Source organism: uncultured Aquincola sp. (assembly GCF_964001545.1).
In the GTDB taxonomy this organism is placed as follows: Bacteria; Pseudomonadota; Gammaproteobacteria; order Burkholderiales; family Burkholderiaceae_C; genus Aquincola.
The window spans coordinates 15601-32103 of the sequence record NZ_CAXFDV010000344.1 but is presented as its reverse complement, the minus strand read 5'-3'; the positions used below and the strand labels follow the sequence as shown (position 1 = coordinate 32103).

Genomic DNA, 16503 nt, shown 5'->3' with positions numbered 1-16503 from the left:
GCCTTCGGCCTGCCCGACGACCGGTTGGCCGCGCTGCAGCGCGACGGCGCGCCGCTGCTGCAGTTCAGCGTGAAAAGTGGCGGCGGCCTGCTCAAGCCGCTGCTGATCTTTGCGCTGCTGGTGCTGCTGATCCTGCTGGTCACCCGCTGCGGCGGCGATGATTGCGACGATCTGCGCCGCACCTTCGGCGCCGGCAGCAACGAATACCGCGAATGCCAGCGCTCGGGCGGCGTAGCCACCGGCCGCATCGGCGGCGGATCGTTCGGCGGCTTCAGCACCGGCGGTGGCGGCCACAAGTAGGCAAGAGGAGAACACGATGATGGGTTTTGAATGGCTGCGGCCGGCGGCGGTGTTCGGCTCGCTGCTGTATGCGCTGATCGGCGTGGGGGTGTTCTGGGTGTGCTTCGTCGTCATCGACAAGCTCACGCCCTACGACCTGTGGGCCGAGATCGTGGAAAAGCGCAACACCGCGCTGGCCATCGTGGTGGGCGCGATGTGCATCGCCATCGGGCTCATCGTCTCGGCCGCGGTGCACGGCTAGCGGCGTGAGCGCTTCCGCGCAGCCGGCGGCTGCGGCCCGCATCGCGCCGGCCGAGGTGGCCTTGCTGGCCTCGGTGTTCGTGGTGGCCGCCTGCGGTCTGGTGTATGAGCTGGCCGCTGGCGCGCTGGCCAGCTACCTGCTGGGCGACTCGGTGCTGCAGTTCTCCACCATCATCGGCAGCTACCTGTTCGCGATGGGCATCGGCTCGTGGCTGTCGCGCTTCGTCGAGCGGCAGCTGATTGCGCAGTTCCTGCGCATCGAGCTGCTGGTGGGCCTGGTCGGCGGCCTGATGCCGGCGGCCCTCTTCATCGCGCACAGCCTGCTGCCGGCCTCGGCGCTGCTGCCCTTCCGGGTGTTGCTGTACGGCCTGGTGCTGCTGGTGGGCACGCTGGTGGGGCTGGAGATTCCGCTGGTCATGCGCATCCTCAAGCGGCACTTCAGCCAGCGCTATGCGCTGCGCGACCTGGTGTCGCAGGTGCTCACCTTCGACTACCTGGGCGCGCTGGTGGTGGCGCTGGCCTTTCCGCTGCTGTTCGTGCCGCAGCTGGGGCTGGTGCGCACGGGCCTGTTCTTCGGGCTGCTCAACACCGCGGTGGCGGTGTGGGCGCTGTGGCTGTTCCGCGGCGAGCTGCGGCGTCTGCGCGCCCATGCGGCCGCCTGCGTGGCGGTGGCCGGCGTGCTGCTGCTGGCCTGGGCGCAGGCCGACCGCATCAGCACCTGGGCCGAGGACCGGTTCTACGGCGACAGCGTGGTGCTGCGGTCCAGCAGCGCGTACCAGCGCATCGTGGTCACCTCCAGCGCGGCCGGCGTGCGCCTTTTCCTCAACGGCAACCTGCAGTTCCACTCGCGCGACGAGTACCGCTACCACGAGGCGCTGGTGCACCCCGCGATGGCCGCGCACGGCGCGCCGCGGCGGGTGCTGGTGCTGGGCGGCGGCGACGGACTGGCGGTGCGCGAGGTGCTCAAGTACCCCACGGTGCAGCAGGTCACGCTGGTGGAGCTGGACCCGCAGGTCACGCGCCTGTTTGCCCAGCAGCCGCTGCTGCGCGCGCTCAATGCCGACGCGCTGCACTCACCGCGGCTGCGCATCGTCAACACCGATGCCTTCGGCTGGCTGGACCAGAGCCGCGAGGTGTTCGACGTCATCGTGGTCGACTTTCCCGACCCCACCAACTTCTCGCTGGGCAAGCTCTACACCACCAGCTTCTACCAATTGGTGGACCAGCACCTGGCCGCCGACGGTTATGCGGTGGTGCAGACCACCTCGCCGCTGGTGGCGCGCCGCAGCTTCTGGACGGTGGCCGCCACCATCGAGGTCACCGGCCTGGCCACCACGCCGTACCACGCGCATGTGCCCAGCTTCGGTGAATGGGGCTTCATCATCGCCAGCCACCGGCCCTGGCGCCAGCCGCAGGCGCTGCCGGCGGGGCTGCGCTTCTTGACGCTGGAAGGCCTGCCCGCGCTGATGCAGTTTCCGCCCGACATGGCGCGGCTGCCGGCCGAGCCCAACCGGCTGTCCAACCAGTTGCTGGTGCACACCTTCGAGGAAGAATGGGGCCGCGTGCACCAGCCCTGACTCGCCGCCGGCTGTTGCGTGGCATGGCTTCGGCCATTGCGCTGCCGGGCCTGGGCGCCTGCAACCCGGCCGACCCTGGCGGAACGGGCTGGTCTGGCGGCTGGGTGGGCGCGAGCGCCGAACGCGGCCACCGGCTGCGGCAGATGTCTGCCATCACCCAGGCCGACGGCCCGCTGCGCCGCGCCCAGGTGCTGGTGCTGGGCGGCGGCATCGCCGGCCTGGCCACCGCCCGCGCGCTGCTGCAGCAGGGCGTGGCCGACGTGCACCTGCTGGAGCTGGAAGACGAAGCCGGCGGCAACAGCCGCGGCCATGCGATGGGCGGCATGGCCTGCCCGCTGGGGGCGCACTACCTGCCGCTGCCCGGTCCGGCCGCGCCCGAGCTGCAGCAATGGCTCGACGAATTGGGCCTGGCCCGCCAGCAGGCCGGCCGCACGGTGTACGACGAGCGCCACCTGTGCCACAGCCCGCAGGAACGGCTCTTCATCGACGGCGCCTGGGTGGAAGGCCTGCTGCCACCGGCCGAGGCGGGCTCGGCCACGCTGGCGCAGTACCGCCAGTTCGCGCAGGCGGTGCGGCAGGCGCAGCGCGAGCTGGGCTTTGCGATGCCCACGCTGGGCAGTACCTGGACCGCAGCGCATGCGGCGCTGGATGCACAGACCTTCGCCGCCTGGCTGGCTGCGCAAGGCCTGCGCGACGAGCGCCTGCGCAGCTACCTCGACTACTGCTGCCGCGACGACTACGGCGCCGGCATCGGCAGCGTCTCGGCCTGGGCCGGGCTGCACTACTTCGCCAGCCGCCACGGCTTTCATGCGCCAGGGGAAGAAGCGGACCCCGAGCCGGTGCTCACCTGGCCCGAAGGCAATGCCTGGCTGGCGCGCCGGCTGGCGCAGCCGCTGGGCGCCGACCGGCTGCACACCGGCTGCCTGGCGCTGCAGGTGCAGGCCGGCCGCCACGAGGTGACGGTGCAGGCCTGGAACGCCCGCACCGACCGGCCCGAGCGCTGGGTGGCGCCCCACGTGGTGATGGCGATGCCGCTGTTCATCGCGCAGCGGCTGCTGGCCGCACCGCCGCCTGCGCTGGCACCGGCGGTGGCTACGCTGCGCCATGCGCCCTGGCTGGTGGCCAACCTGCAGCTGCGCGCGCCGCTGCTGCAGCGCATCGGCGCCGCGCCGGCCTGGGACAACGTGCTGCACGGCAGCCGCATGCTGGGTTATGTGGATGCGATGCACCAGGCGCTGCGGCCCGAGCCCGGGCCCACCGTGCTCACCGCCTACTGGGCGCTGCCCGAGGCCGAACGCGGCGCGCTGCTGTCACGCCCCTGGCAGCACTGGGCGCAGCCGGTGGTGGACGAACTGGCCGCCGTGCACCCCGACCTGCCGGCCCAGCTGCTGCGGGTGGACCTGATGCGCCACGGCCATGCGATGGCCATTCCCGCCCCCGGCGTGCGCGGCCATCCGGCGCTGCAGGCGCTGGGCCCCCCCGGCGCCGGCGTGCCCGGCGGCCGCGTGCACTTCGTGCATGCCGACCTGTCGGGCTACTCGGTGTTCGAAGAGGCCTTCACCCGCGGCACGCGGATGGGGCGGGCACTGGGTCAGTCGAGGCTGGAAAACCCGCTGCGCCGGTCGCGCTCGCGCTTGGCGTAGAAGCTGCGCTTGGATTCGTACATCGCCTGGTCGGCCTCGTGGATCACCGCTTCCAGCCGCGCGCCATGCTGGCCGGTGGCCGCGCCCAGCGACAGGTGCAGCGGCGCGCTGGCATGGAACTGGTTGTTCAGCGCCAGCAGGTCGCGCAGTTGCTCCATGATGCGCTGGCCGCCGCGCTCGTCCACGCCGGGCAGCAGCAGCGCGAACTCGTCGCCGCCGATGCGCGAGGCGCTCATCGAGCCTTCCACCACCTTGCCCAGCACTTCGCCGGTGCGCCGCAGCAGCGAGTCGCCGGCCGCATGGCCGCCGCGGTCGTTGGCCGACTTCAGCCCGTTCAGGTCCACCATCACCACCGTCACCGGCCAGGGGCCGCGGCGTTCCAGCCGCTGCAGCTCTTCGATGAAGTAGGCGCGGTTGGCCAGGCCGGTGAGCACGTCGTGGCGGCCCAGGTATTCCAGGTAGGCCTCGGCCTTGCGGCGCGCGGTGATGTCGGTCAACGAGATCAGCACCTGGTCCCAGCGCGCCTCATGCCCCGGCAGCACCGAGAACTGCAGGTACACATGCAGCTTGTCGCCGTTGAGCGCGTAGTTCACCACCTCGCGCTGGTGGCTGGTGCGGCCCTCCCACAGGTCCACCAGCTGCTCGGTGAAGTTGGCGCGCATCTCGCCGCGGAACACCGCGTCGAGCTGGTTGAGCAGCGTGCGCTTGTCGGGTGCCTGGAACATGGCCAGCGTCTGGCGGTTGACGTCCAGCACGCGGATCTCGCGCATGCAGCGGTCCACGAACTCGGGGTGCACGTCCAGAAACACGCGGAAGTCTTCGATGCCCTTGGCGCGCACCTCGTCCAGCAGGCGGCGGATGCTGCTGAAGTCTTCCACCCACAGCGACACCGGCGAATGCTCGAACAGCCCGCGCGCATAGACCTCGCTGGCCCGCAGCGCGCGCTCGGTGCGGGCCTGCTCGGTCACGTCGTCGATGGCGATCAGCACGCGGCTCCAGTCGTGCTCATGGCCGGGCAGCACCGTGGCCTGCAGCGTGATGGCCAGCCGCCGGCCGTCCAGGCTGTAGTTCACGGTGCGGCTGCTGAAGTGCAGCTGCCCGTCCCACAGCTGGCCCAGCTCTTCGACGTGCTGGTCCAGCATGTCGTCGCGGAACACCTCGTGCAGGTTGGCCTTCAGGTGCTCGAAGCTGCTGGCGCCGAACAGGCTCAGCGTGCGGCGGTTCATCTGCAGCAGCTGGATGCACTGGGCGCACTCGGCCACCCGCGTGGGCTCGGCGCGCAACCAGCTGCGCAGGTCGGTCACGCCTTCGGCGCGCCAGCGGGCGAACAGCGGCTTCAGGCCCGAGTAGTCCTCCAGCCACAGCGACACCGGGGCCAGTTCGAACATTTCCGCGTAGACATCGGCCAAGACTCAGGACTCCAGCAAGCTCGGAGAGCAGAAGCGGCCCATTCTGCTATGGCCGCGCAGAGGGTTTGTTCAGCCCAACGCAGCCAGCCGCTCGGGCGTGCCGACGTCGGTCCAGGGGCCGTGGTACAGCTGGGCCTGCAACCGGCCTTCGGCGATGGCGGCGTCCAGCAGCGGCCGCAGCGCCATGCGCTGGCCCACCGGCACGCCGCTGAACATCGCGGCCCGGTACAGGCCGATGGACGACCAGGTGTAGCGCGGCTCGCCGACGGCGGTGGCCAGCCCCTGCGCCGAGATGCCGAAGTCGCCGCGCGGATGGTGCGGCGCATTGGGCACCAGCCACAGGTGGGCCAGTGCGGGGCCGGCCGCAAAGCGCTGCGCCGCCGCGGCGTCGAACACGAAGCCGGGCGTGAACACGTCGCCCGACACCACCCAGAACACGTCGTCCGGCCGCTCGGCCAGCCAGGGCAGGGCCTTGGCGATGCCGCCGGCGGTTTCCAGCGCGCCGCCGTGGTCGCGGCCCTCGCAGCTGTAGCGGATGCGCAGGCCCCAGCGGCTGCCGTCGCCCAGCGCGGCCGGAAACTGGTCTTCCAGCCAGGCGGTGTTGATCACCACCTCGCGCACGCCGTCGCGGGCCAGGGCCTCCAGGTGCCATTCGATCAGCGGTTGGCCGCGCACCGGCAGCAGCGGCTTGGGGGTGTGGTCGGTCAGCGGGCGCATGCGTTCGCCGCGGCCGGCGGCCAGGATCAGGGCCTTGAGGGTCATGTTGGCAGGGGCGGGGCCCGCAGGTCGCCGCGCTGCAGCTGCTGGCGCAGCACCTGCGCGGGCTGGAAAAGATCGATCAGCGCCGCCAGCAGCCGGCGCGCGCCGGCGGTGTGGTCGGCGCCCACGTTGCACACGTACACGTCCAGCGTCACCGCACCCAGCTCGGGCCAGGTGTGCACCGCCAGGTGCGATTCGGCCAGCAGCACCACGCCGGTCAGGCCTTGCGGCGCAAAGCCGTGGAACACCTCGCCCACCGCCCGCAGGCCGGTTTCGGCCACCAGAGCCAGGCAGCGGGCCCGCAGGGCCTCGCGGTCCGTCATCGCCGCTGCGTGCGCGGGGCAGCCTTGCAAGTCGGCGGTGAGGTGCAGTCCGTGCATGGCCGGCGATTATCGCGGGGGCCCTGGCCTAAACTCCGGGGCTCAGCCCTTCCCGCGCCGCGCCCCGGCACACAGCATGAGTTCGACCCCCAACCACACCCCCCAGACCGCCGACGCCACCCTGATGGCCAACGCCGTACGTGCCCTGGCGATGGACGCCGTGCAGCAGGCCAATTCCGGCCACCCGGGCGCGCCCATGGGCATGGCCGACATCGCGGTGGCGCTGTGGGGCCGCCACCTCAAGCACAACCCGGCCGACCCGCTGTGGGCCGACCGCGACCGCTTCGTGCTGAGCAACGGCCACGGCTCGATGCTCATCTACGCGCTGCTGCACCTGACCGGCTATGCGCTGCCGGTCGAGGAGCTGCGCAACTTCCGCCAGCTGCACAGCAAGACCCCGGGCCACCCCGAGGTGGACGTCACCCCCGGCGTGGAAACCACCACCGGCCCGCTGGGCCAGGGCATCACCAACGCCGTGGGCATGGCCCTGGCCGAGAAGCTGCTGGCGCATGAGTTCAACCGCCCCGGCCACACCGTGGTGGACCACCACACCTACGTGTTCCTGGGCGACGGCTGCCTGATGGAAGGCATCAGCCACGAAGCCTGCGCGCTGGCCGGTGCCTGGAAGCTGGACAAGCTGATCGCGATCTACGACGACAACGGCATCAGCATCGACGGCCAAGTCACGCCCTGGTTCATCGACGACACCGCCAAGCGCTTCGAGGCCTATGGCTGGACCGTCATCGGCCCGGTCGACGGCCATGACGTGGACGCGGTGGACGCGGCCATCGCCAAGGCCCGCAAGGGCAGCGGCAAGCCGGTGCTCATCGTCGCCAAGACCACCATCGGCAAGGGCTCGCCCAACCGCGCCGGCACCGCCAAGGCCCACGGCGAAGCGCTGGGCGGCGAAGAAATCGCGCTGACGCGCGCCGCGCTGGGCTGGTCGCACGAGCCTTTCGTGCTGCCCGAAGAGGTGTACACCGCCTGGGACCGCAAGCAGGCCGGCGCGGATGCGCAGGCCGAGTGGACGAAGCGCTTCGACGCCTACCGCGCCGAGTTTCCCGAGCAGGCCGCCGAGCTGCTGCGCCGCATGCGCGGCGAGTTGCCCGCCAGCTTCGCCCAGCATGCGGTGGACGCGATGGTGGCCGCGCACGAGAAAGCCGAGACCGTGGCCTCGCGCAAGGCCAGCCAGCTGGCGCTGGAAGCCTTCACCCGCGCGCTGCCCGAGCTGCTGGGCGGCTCGGCCGACCTGACCGGCTCCAACCTCACCAACACCAGCAGCACGCCCGCGCTGCGCTTCGACGAGGCCGGCACGCCCAACGGCGGCCGCCACATCAACTACGGCGTGCGTGAGTTCGGCATGGCCGCCATCATGAACGGCGTGGCGCTGCATGGCGGCTTCATTCCTTACGGCGGCACCTTCCTCACCTTCAGCGACTACAGCCGCAATGCCATCCGCATGGCCGCGCTGATGAAGCGCCGGGTGATCCACGTCTTCACCCACGACTCCATCGGCCTGGGCGAAGACGGCCCCACCCACCAGAGCGTGGAGCATGCGGCTTCGCTGCGGTTGATCCCGGGCCTGGACGTCTGGCGCCCGGCCGACACCACCGAGACCATCGCCGCCTGGACCATGGCCATCGGCAATGCCTCGCGCCCCAGCGCGCTGCTGCTCAGCCGCCAGAACCTGCCCTACCTGCCCAAGGCCCAGCTCGACGAGATCAGCAAGGGCGCCTACGTGCTGGCCGAACCCAGCGAGGTGGGCCTGAAGAAGAAGGCGCAGGCCGTGATCATGGCCACCGGCAGCGAAGTGGGCCTGGCCCTGCACGCCCAGCAGCAGCTGGCGGTGCAAGGCATCGCGGTGCGCGTGGTGTCGGTGCCCAGCACCAGCGTGTTCGACCGCCAGAGCGTGGCCTACAAGACCCAGGTGCTGCCCAAGAACCTGCCGCGCATCGCGGTGGAAGCCGGCGTCACCGACTTCTGGTGGAAGTACGGCTGCGCCGCCGTGATCGGCCTGGACCGCTACGGCGAGAGCGCCCCGGCCAACGTGCTGTTCAAGGAGTTCGGGTTCACCGCGGAAAACGTGGCCGCCACCGTTCGCAAGGTGCTGCGCGGCTGAGGCCGCCGGCACGCAAGCTTTTGTTCTTCACCTACCGAGGAGAGTGATCTCATGGCTATCAAGATCGGCATCAACGGCTTCGGCCGCATCGGTCGCATGGTGTTCCGCGCGGCGGTTCAAAACTTCGCGAACGACATCGAAGTGGTCGGCATCAACGACCTGCTGGAGCCCGACTACCTGGCCTACATGCTGAAGTACGACAGCGTGCACGGCCGCTTCAAGGGCGACGTGGCGGTTGACGGCAACACGCTGATCGTCAACGGCAAGAAGATCCGCCTGACCGCGGTGAAGAACCCGGCCGAGCTGAAGTGGGACGAAGTCGGCGCCGACGTGGTGGTCGAGTCCACGGGCCTCTTCCTGACCAAGGAAACCGCCGAAGCCCACCTGAAGGCCGGCGCCAAGAAGGTCATCCTGTCGGCCCCGTCGAAGGACGACACGCCGATGTTCGTCTACGGCGTGAACGACAGCACCTACGCCGGCCAGGCCATCATCAGCAACGCCAGCTGCACCACCAACTGCCTGGCGCCCGTGGCCAAGGTGCTGAACGACACCTTCGGCATCAAGCGCGGCCTGATGACCACCGTGCACGCCGCCACCGCCACGCAAAAGACCGTGGACGGCCCATCCAACAAGGACTGGCGCGGCGGCCGCGGCATCCTGGAGAACATCATCCCCAGCAGCACCGGCGCCGCCAAGGCCGTGGGCGTGGTCATCCCCGAGCTGAACAAGAAGCTCACCGGCATGGCCTTCCGCGTGCCCACCTCCGACGTGTCGGTGGTGGACCTGACCGTGGAGCTGAACAAGGAAGCCAGCTACGAGGACATCTGCAAGGCCATGAAGGCCGCCTCCGAAGGCGCGATGAAGGGCGTGCTGGGCTACACCGAGGACAAGGTGGTCTCCACCGACTTCCGCGGCGAAGCCATGACCTCGGTGTTCGATGCCGAGGCCGGCATCGCCCTGGACAAGACCTTCGTGAAGGTGGTGTCCTGGTACGACAACGAGTGGGGCTACAGCAACAAGGTGCTGGAGATGGCCCGCGTGGTGGCCGCCAAGTAATCCGGTCCCCGGGCGCCCCTTGCCGGGCGCCGGCAAGCTGAACAGAGCCCGCAATCGCGGGCTTTTTCTTTGGGCGGCCCCAGGGTACGTCCAGCAACATTCGGCCACCGTGCCTTGCCTACACTCGCCGTCATGAAACCGTTGCTCCTTCCCCTGCTGCTGGCGGTGACCACCTTCGCATCCTTTGCCGCCGAGCAGGCGCCGCGCCTGGCCGCGGTGACCTCGGTGGACACGGGGCGGGTGATCGTCAAGTTCAAGTCCGACGCCAGCACCGTGCGTGCGCGGGCCTTGTCGGCCAGTGCCGCCAGCGAGACGGCGGCCCAGGTGCTGGGCGAGCGCGCCGGCACCCTGGGCAGCCGCGTCGGCCTGGCCTTGAAGGCCGGCCACGCGGTGGGCGAGCGGGCGCAGGTGGTCACCGCCGACGGCATGACCAGCGCCCAGCTGGCCGCCCGCCTGGCGGCCGACAGCGAGGTGGAGTACGCGGAGCCGGATCGGCGGATGACGCGGCTGGACACGACGCCGAACGACACCTACTTCCAATCCGGGCCTGCCGCGGGGCCGGCCGTCGGCCAGTGGTTCCTGCGTGCGCCGGCCGGGGAGGCGGCGGCAGCCATCAATGCGGTGCGTGCCTGGGATTTCTCGAAGGGCGGCGCTGCGGGGCAGGGCGTTGTCGTGGCGGTGCTGGACACCGGCGTCCGCACCGACCATCCCGACCTGGTCAACAAGCTGGTGGCCGGCTACGACATGGTGTCGGACACCACCATCTCCAACGACGGCAACGGCCGTGACAGCGACCCGAGCGATCCGGGCGACTGGGTGAGCGCCAGCGAGGCGAACACCGGCAGCTTCTCCAGCTGCCCGCAGGCCCGCAGTTCCTGGCACGGCACGCAGGTGGCCGGCATCATCGGCGCCGAGACCAACAACGGCGCGGGCGTGGCCGGTGGCGGCTGGAACGTACGGGTGCAGCCGGTGCGCGTGCTGGGCAAGTGCTACGGCAACGAATCGGACATCGCCGCCGGCATTCAGTGGGCGGCCGGCATCTCGGTGGCGGGCGTGCCCGCCAATCCCACGCCGGCCAAGGTCATCAACCTCAGCCTGGGCGGCACCGGCAGCTGCAGTCGCACCTACCAGGACGCCATCAATGCCGCGGTGGCCCGTGGCGTGACGGTGGTGGTGGCGGCCGGCAACACGGCCGGCCACGCGGTGGGGGCGCCGGGCAACTGCAGCAACGTGATCACCGTGGGCGCGCTGCGCCATGTGGGCACCAAGGTGGGCTACTCCGACGTCGGGCCTGAAGTGACGCTCAGCGCGCCGGGCGGCAACTGCGTCAACGCCGACAACAGCGGCCCCTGCCTGTACCCCATCCTCACCACCTACAACAGCGGCACCACCACGCCGGGCACGTCGACCTACAGCGACGGCACCACCCACCCCAGCGTGGGCACCAGCTTCTCGGCGCCCCAGGTGGCGGCCACGGCGGCGTTGATGCTGGACCTGCAGCCCGGCCTCAGTCCGGCGCAGGTGAAGGCGATGCTGCAACGCTCGGCCCGCACCTTCCCGAGCAGCGGCGTGGTGGCCAATGACCTGGGCCCGATCGCCCAGTGCCGCGCGCCCAACGGCATCGACCAGCTGGAGTGCTACTGCACCACCAGCACCTGCGGCGCCGGCATGCTGGACGCGGGCGCGGCGGTGGCGCTGGCGCAGCAGGCGCAGGGTGCGGTGGCCACGGTGGCCGTGTCGGCCAGCACCACGGCGCCCACCGCGGGCCAGACCGTGTCGCTGACCGCCAACACCTCGGCACCCGCCGAGCGCTTGCCGGTCACCGTGGCCTGGTCCATCACGCAGGGCGGCACGCTGGCCACGTTGACGGCCAGCGGCGCCACCGCCACCCTGACCCCCACCGGCGCAGGCACGGTGGTGGTTCAGGCCGCCGTGACCGATGCGTTGGGCTTCACCACGACCACGAGCCAGACCTTCACGGTGGCAGCGGCCACCAGCGGCGGCACCGACAGCGGTTCGTCGTCCAGCAGCGGTGGCGGCGGTGGTGGCGGCGCGATGAGCCTGACTTGGCTGGCCCTGCTGGCCGCGGCCACGGTGGCGCTGCGGCGGGTGCGCCCCGCCGCCTGAGGCGTCACTGGCGCGGCTTGCAGGTCTCGAAGCCGCCCCCCAGGGTGGCTTGCGGCATCGCGATGATCTGCGCGGCCACCGCGGTGGTGGCGCGTTCCACCCGCAGGCGGTGCTGCACCCGCGGCGGCGCGGCCTGCACCACGCGGGCCGAGCGCACGCCGCGTGAACCCACGGCGGCCAGCGCGGCGTTGGCTTCTTCGGCCGTGCTGAAGCGGCCCAGCGACAGGCCGTTGTCCAGCTCGGCCGGCGACTTCACTTCCTCGAACGCCACCTTCAGCCGGCGCAGCTCTTCGGTCTTTTTCTGCAGCGCCTCGCGCGTGGGGTAGCGGCCCATGTAGACCAGCCAGGTGCCTGGCAGGTCGACCGAGATGCGGTGCCAGCTGCCCGCGGGCAGGTCGGCCAGCAATTGCTCGGCGGCGCCGATGTCGGCATCGGTGAAGGGGCCGGCTTCCATGCAGGTGCCCTGGGCGGCACGGGCGGCGGCGGCCACGGCATCGGCCAGCGCGGCGCTGGCGGCTTCTGGAGGCAGCAGCTTCACCGCATCGGGTTGCAGCTGGCGGGCCACGCGCTCGGGCTCGCGCTCGCGGGCGGAGGCCCCCAGCAGCGGGTCGAGCCAGCGTTCGGACCAGGCGAAGAACAAGGCGTTGGCCAGCAACAGCAGCAGGGCAAGGAGTCGGAGCATTCAGGGTGCGGCAAGCCGCCGGTGGTCGGTCAACGCAGCCGGACGCTGACGTCGCCGCTGGAAACCAGGTGGAGGGTAGCGCCGGGGCCTTCGCCCACGCGCATGCGCAAGGCGCCGTCCGCTGCCACGCCGTCGGCCACGCCTTCGGGCAGTTCGGGCAGCGTGGTGGTGATGGGCTGTCCGCGCAGCAGGTCGCGCTGGGCAAAGCGCTCGGCGAAGGCGGCAAAGCCTTCACGCTCGAACGCCAGCAGCGCCTGCGCCAGGGGCACGGCCACCTGCTGCAGCGCGCCCGGGGCGGTGATGTCGGGCTGGCGTTCCTGCAGGCAGGCGTAGCCGGTGCTCAGCTCGCGCAGCGATTGCGGCAGCACGTTCAGGCCCACGCCCACGATGGCCATGCGGCGGCTGCCCACCATCACGGTCTCGATCAGCACGCCGCCCAGCTTGCGGCCCTGGCCGGGGCCGTCCATCAGCCACAGGTCGTTGGGCCACTTCAGCGCCAGGCGTGGGCCGGGGCCGGCGGCGGGGCCGTCCAGCGCCTCGGCCAGTGCCACGCCCACGGCCAGCGACAGGCCCGACCAGTCGCGCGGGGCCAGCGGCAGCGAGAGCGAGAAGGTGAGCGAAGCGCCCGCGGTGCTTTGCCAGTGGCGGCCATGGCGGCCGCGGCCGCGCGTCTGCTGCTCGGCCACCAGCAGGCAGGGCTGGGTGTCGCCGGTGCGCCGGCCATGGGGCGATCGCTCGTCGTCACGGTCGCGGGCGTCCAGCGTGCCGGGCAGGGTGACGGGCTGGTCGCGGCGGCCGCTGTAGTCGCGGGCGCGGTCGATCAGCTGGGTGTTGGTGGAATCGGCGCGGGCCACCACCTCGACCGAGATGCCGGGCAGCAGCGGCTGCAGTTGTTCCCACAGGCGCTCCGCGCCCCAGGGCAGGTGATTGGGCTCGGGGGACATCACAAGAAGAAAAGTGCCGGCGCCTCAGCGCTTGGGTGCCAGCATGGTGCCGCGGCAGTTGGGGGCGCCGCAGTAGCAGGCGAACTGCTTCTTGACCTTGGCGGTGTGGCGGCCGTCCAGCACCAGGCCGTAGTCGAAGTACAGCTCTTCGCCGGGCAGCACCGGCCGCAGCGTCTTGATGAAGACGCGGCCATCCACCTCGTCGGCCTCGCAATTGGGGTCGCAGGAGTGGTTGATGAAGCGCGAGGAATTGCCGCCGTGCGCGCCATCGATGACGTGCTGGTCGTCGATGTGGAAATAAAAGGTATGGTCGGGTTGCGACGGATCGTGTGGATGCCGGCGCAGCGCCTCTTCCCAGGTGATCACCTCGCCGGTGTACTCGAACAGGGTTTCGCCGGGCTCCAGCGGCCGCAGCGCGAACACGCCCCTGCCGTGCACGCCGGAGCGTCGGACCTGCGTCCGGCGGCCGCCGGTGCGGGCCTGCGCGCCGGTGGCGGCAGGGCCTTCAGTGGGGGCGGCTTGCGTGTCGGTTTTCATTCGGTACATTGAAATACGGATGCGCGCGCGTATGTGTGCGTGCGCGCGAGAGATGGAATTGTAGGCAGACGCGGCCGCCGAACGGGCGGGCACGGCTGACCATTGAAGGCACAACAAGGCTCATGGGCAAGTCACTGATCATTGCGGAAAAGCCGAGCGTGGCCCAGGACATCGTGCGGGCGCTGACCCCGGTCTCGGGCAAGTTCGACAAGCAGGCCGACCACTTCGAGAACGACACCTACGTCGTCACCTCGGCCGTCGGCCACCTGGTGGAAATCAAGGCGCCGGACGAATACGACGTCAAGCGCGGCAAGTGGAGCTTCGCCAACCTGCCGGTGGTGCCGCCGCACTTCGACCTGGCGCCGATCGACAAGGCCAAGTCGCGCCTGTCGGCGGTGGTCAAGCTGGTCAAGCGCAAGGACGTCACCGAACTCATCAACGCCTGCGACGCGGGCCGCGAGGGTGAGCTGATCTTCCGTTTGATCGTGCAGTACGCCGATGGCGGCAAGGGCAAGCTGGACAAGCCGGTGCGCCGGCTGTGGCTGCAGAGCATGACGCCGCAGGCCATCCGCGATGGCTTCGAGCGCCTGCGCAGCGACCAGCAGATGAAGGGCCTGGCCGACGCCGCACGCAGCCGCTCCGAGGCCGACTGGCTGGTGGGCATCAACGGCACGCGGGCGATGACCGCCTTCAACAGCCGCGACGGCGGCTTCTTCCTGACCACCGTGGGCCGGGTGCAGACGCCCACGCTGTCCATCGTGGTCGAGCGCGAAGAAAAGATCCGCAAGCACGTGGCCCGCGACTACTGGGAGATCAAGGCCCAGTTCGCGGCCCAGGCCGGCGAGTACGAGGGCAAGTGGTTCGACCCCGCCTTCAAGAAGAACGACGACGCCGAGCGCCGCGCCGACCGGGTATGGACCGCCGCCGAGGCCAACGCCATCGCCGAGGCCTGCCGCGCCCAGCCCGCCGCGGTGACCGAAGAAGCCAAGCCCAGCACCCAGGCCAGCCCGCTGCTGTACGACCTGACCACGCTGCAGCGCGAGGCCAACTCGCGCTTCGGCTTCAGCGCCAAGACCACGCTGAGCCTGGCGCAGGCGCTGTACGAAAAGCACAAGGTGCTGACCTACCCCCGTACCGACTCGCGCGCGCTGCCCGAGGACTACGTGGGCGTGGTCAAGCAGACGATGGAGATGCTGTCCAACGAAGACCTGCCCGGCCCGCTGCGCGAGCTGGCCGGGCATGCCCGCAAGGCGCTGAACGAGGGCTATGTGAAGCCCACGAAGCGCGTGTTCGACAACAGCAAGGTGTCGGACCACTTCGCCATCATCCCCACGCTGCAGGCGCCCAAGAGCCTGACCGACATCGAAGCCAAGCTGTACGACATGGTCGTCAAGCGCTTTCTGGCGGTGTTTTATCCCTCGGCCGAGTTCATGGTCACCACGCGCATTTCCACCGTGGCCAACCAGGGCAAGGAGTACAAGTTCCAGACCAACGGCAAGGTGCTGGTGCGCCCGGGCTGGCTGGCGGTGTACGGCCGTGAGGCGCAGGAAGACGACGCCAACCTGGTGCCGGTGGCCAAGGGCGAGACGGTGCGCACCGAGAGCGTGGACGTCAACCAGCTCAAGACCAAGCCACCCGCCCGCTACACCGAAGCCACGCTGCTGAGCGCGATGGAAGGCGCGGGCAAGCTGATCGACGACGACGAGCTGCGCGAGGCCATGGCCGAGAAGGGCCTGGGCACGCCAGCCACGCGGGCGCAGACCATCGAAGGCCTGATCCTGGAAAAGTACATGCTGCGCGAAGGCCGCGAGCTGGTGCCCACCGCCAAGGCCTTCCAGCTGATGACGCTGCTGCGCGGGCTGGACATCCCCGACCTGACCAAGCCCGAACTGACCGGCCAGTGGGAATACCAGCTGGCCGAGATGGAGCATGGCCGGCTGGACCGCGACCGCTTCATGGCCGGCATCGCCGAGATGGCCGAGCGCATCGTCAAGAAGGCCAAGGAATACGACCGCGACACCATCCCCGGCGACTACGCCACCCTGCACACGCCCTGCCCCAAGTGCGGCGGCAAGGTGAAGGAGAACTACCGGCGCTTTGCCTGCGTGGGCACCGAAACCGCCGCCAACCCGGGCTGCGGCTTTTCCATCAGCAAGATCCCGGGCGGTCGTGCCTTTGAAATCGCCGAGGCCGATGCGCTGCTGCGCGACAAGAAGATCGGGCCGCTGGAAGGCTTCCGCTCCAAGGCAGGCTGGCCCTTCACCGCCGAGCTGAAGCTGGCCTTCGACGGCGAGATCGACAACTGGAAGCTGGAATTCGACTTCGGCGAAGACGCCAAGAAGGCCGAAGGCGACGGCGAGCCGGTGGACTTCGGCGACCAGCAGAGCCTGGGGAACTGCCCCAAGTGCAAGGGCCAGGTGTTTGAGCATGGCAGCAACTACGTGTGCGAACACGCGGTGGCCACGCCCGCCACCTGTGACTTCAAGACCGGCAAGATCATCCTGCAGCAGCCGGTGCCGCGTGAGCAGCTGCACAAGCTGCTGACCGAAGGCAAGACCGACCTGCTGGAGAACTTCGTGTCCAACAAGACCCGCCGCAAGTTCAAGGCGCGGCTGGCCTACGACGCGAAGGAAGGCAAGGTCAGCTTCGAGTTCGAACCCCGCGCCGCCAAGGCGCCGGCCAAGAAGGCGGCGCGCAAAGTGGCATGAACTGGTGAATATGAACCGCCGC

At 70.2% G+C, this 16503-nt stretch carries 13 protein-coding genes and 1 pseudogene; 8 read left to right on the top strand and 6 right to left on the bottom strand.

Annotation, left to right across the window (positions count from 1 at the left end):
- From ABNT58_RS12000 to ABNT58_RS11985, 4 genes and pseudogenes are all read left to right on the top strand, one after another.
- A pseudogene (locus ABNT58_RS12000) lies at positions 1-300 on the top strand (DUF4178 domain-containing protein); the annotation flags it as partial.
- A gap of 16 nt (positions 301-316) precedes the next feature.
- Positions 317-541: a DUF350 domain-containing protein gene (locus ABNT58_RS11995; RefSeq protein ID WP_348753705.1), complete on the top strand. Its 225-nt coding sequence runs from the start codon at positions 317-319 to the stop codon at positions 539-541.
- Between the two features lie 4 nt (positions 542-545).
- Positions 546-2117, top strand: a complete 1572-nt coding sequence (locus ABNT58_RS11990; RefSeq protein WP_348753704.1) for a polyamine aminopropyltransferase — start codon at positions 546-548, stop codon at positions 2115-2117.
- Positions 2118-2140: 23 nt separating this feature from the next.
- Positions 2141-3760, top strand: a complete 1620-nt coding sequence (locus ABNT58_RS11985; protein ID WP_348753703.1) for an FAD-dependent oxidoreductase — start codon at positions 2141-2143, stop codon at positions 3758-3760.
- On the opposite strand, the gene ABNT58_RS11980 is transcribed toward ABNT58_RS11985, so the two are convergent.
- The 3 genes from ABNT58_RS11980 to speD all read right to left on the bottom strand — a co-directional run bounded on the left by ABNT58_RS11980 (position 3709) and on the right by speD (position 6308).
- Positions 3709-5169 carry a diguanylate cyclase gene (locus ABNT58_RS11980; RefSeq protein ID WP_348753702.1) on the bottom strand — a complete coding sequence of 487 codons (1461 nt, stop codon included), beginning with the start codon at positions 5167-5169 and terminating at the stop codon, positions 3709-3711. The two genes, ABNT58_RS11985 and ABNT58_RS11980, sit on opposite strands and share 52 nt — an antisense overlap.
- Before the next feature lie 69 nt (positions 5170-5238).
- Positions 5239-5931: an N-acetylmuramate alpha-1-phosphate uridylyltransferase MurU gene (gene murU, locus ABNT58_RS11975; RefSeq protein ID WP_348753701.1), complete on the bottom strand. Its 693-nt coding sequence runs from the start codon at positions 5929-5931 to the stop codon at positions 5239-5241.
- Positions 5928-6308: an adenosylmethionine decarboxylase gene (speD, locus tag ABNT58_RS11970; RefSeq protein WP_348753700.1), complete on the bottom strand. Its 381-nt coding sequence runs from the start codon at positions 6306-6308 to the stop codon at positions 5928-5930. Before speD ends, murU begins: the two co-directional genes overlap by 4 nt.
- Before the next feature lie 76 nt (positions 6309-6384).
- Between speD and tkt the strand changes: the two genes are divergently transcribed.
- From tkt to ABNT58_RS11955, 3 genes are all read left to right on the top strand, one after another.
- Positions 6385-8427, top strand: a complete 2043-nt coding sequence (gene tkt / locus ABNT58_RS11965) for a transketolase (protein ID WP_348753699.1) — start codon at positions 6385-6387, stop codon at positions 8425-8427.
- Positions 8428-8478: 51 nt separating this feature from the next.
- Positions 8479-9483, top strand: a complete 1005-nt coding sequence (gene gap, locus ABNT58_RS11960) for a type I glyceraldehyde-3-phosphate dehydrogenase (protein WP_348753698.1) — start codon at positions 8479-8481, stop codon at positions 9481-9483.
- 132 nt (positions 9484-9615) lie between these two features.
- The gene (locus ABNT58_RS11955) at positions 9616-11610 is read left to right on the top strand and encodes a S8 family serine peptidase (protein WP_348753697.1); all 1995 of its coding nucleotides are present in this window, start codon (positions 9616-9618) and stop codon (positions 11608-11610) included.
- Between the two features lie 4 nt (positions 11611-11614).
- Here ABNT58_RS11955 and ABNT58_RS11950 read toward each other — a convergent pair whose 3' ends face one another.
- The 3 genes from ABNT58_RS11950 to ABNT58_RS11940 are packed head-to-tail and all read right to left on the bottom strand — an operon-like array spanning position 11615 to position 13773.
- Positions 11615-12292: a hypothetical protein gene (locus tag ABNT58_RS11950; protein ID WP_348753696.1), complete on the bottom strand. Its 678-nt coding sequence runs from the start codon at positions 12290-12292 to the stop codon at positions 11615-11617.
- A 29-nt stretch (positions 12293-12321) separates the two neighbouring features.
- Positions 12322-13236 (bottom strand): biotin--[acetyl-CoA-carboxylase] ligase, encoded by a 915-nt coding sequence (locus ABNT58_RS11945; protein WP_348753695.1) that lies wholly within the window; start codon positions 13234-13236, stop codon positions 12322-12324.
- A gap of 24 nt (positions 13237-13260) precedes the next feature.
- Positions 13261-13773, bottom strand: a complete 513-nt coding sequence (locus tag ABNT58_RS11940; RefSeq protein ID WP_348753694.1) for an SET domain-containing protein-lysine N-methyltransferase — start codon at positions 13771-13773, stop codon at positions 13261-13263.
- Between the two features lie 122 nt (positions 13774-13895).
- On the opposite strand from ABNT58_RS11940, the gene ABNT58_RS11935 reads away from it, so the two are divergent.
- Positions 13896-16481 carry a DNA topoisomerase III gene (locus tag ABNT58_RS11935; RefSeq protein WP_348753693.1) on the top strand — a complete coding sequence of 862 codons (2586 nt, stop codon included), beginning with the start codon at positions 13896-13898 and terminating at the stop codon, positions 16479-16481.
- Positions 16482-16503: the final 22 nt, after the last annotated feature.

Excerpts from the sequence above, each read along its gene's own strand:
- ABNT58_RS11995 (WP_348753705.1), top strand. The coding sequence starts at position 317 with ATGATGGGTTTTGAATGGCTGCGGCCGGCGGCGGTGTTCGGCTCGCTG.
- ABNT58_RS11985 (WP_348753703.1), top strand. The coding sequence starts at position 2,141 with ATGGCTTCGGCCATTGCGCTGCCGGGCCTGGGCGCCTGCAACCCGGCC.
- murU (WP_348753701.1), bottom strand. The coding sequence starts at position 5,931 with ATGACCCTCAAGGCCCTGATCCTGGCCGCCGGCCGCGGCGAACGCATG.
- speD (WP_348753700.1), bottom strand. The coding sequence starts at position 6,308 with ATGCACGGACTGCACCTCACCGCCGACTTGCAAGGCTGCCCCGCGCAC.
- tkt (WP_348753699.1), top strand. The coding sequence starts at position 6,385 with ATGAGTTCGACCCCCAACCACACCCCCCAGACCGCCGACGCCACCCTG.
- gap (WP_348753698.1), top strand. The coding sequence starts at position 8,479 with ATGGCTATCAAGATCGGCATCAACGGCTTCGGCCGCATCGGTCGCATG.
- ABNT58_RS11955 (WP_348753697.1), top strand. The coding sequence starts at position 9,616 with ATGAAACCGTTGCTCCTTCCCCTGCTGCTGGCGGTGACCACCTTCGCA.
- ABNT58_RS11950 (WP_348753696.1), bottom strand. The coding sequence starts at position 12,292 with ATGCTCCGACTCCTTGCCCTGCTGCTGTTGCTGGCCAACGCCTTGTTC.
- ABNT58_RS11945 (WP_348753695.1), bottom strand. The coding sequence starts at position 13,236 with ATGTCCCCCGAGCCCAATCACCTGCCCTGGGGCGCGGAGCGCCTGTGG.
- ABNT58_RS11940 (WP_348753694.1), bottom strand. The coding sequence starts at position 13,773 with ATGAAAACCGACACGCAAGCCGCCCCCACTGAAGGCCCTGCCGCCACC.
- ABNT58_RS11935 (WP_348753693.1), top strand. The coding sequence starts at position 13,896 with ATGGGCAAGTCACTGATCATTGCGGAAAAGCCGAGCGTGGCCCAGGAC.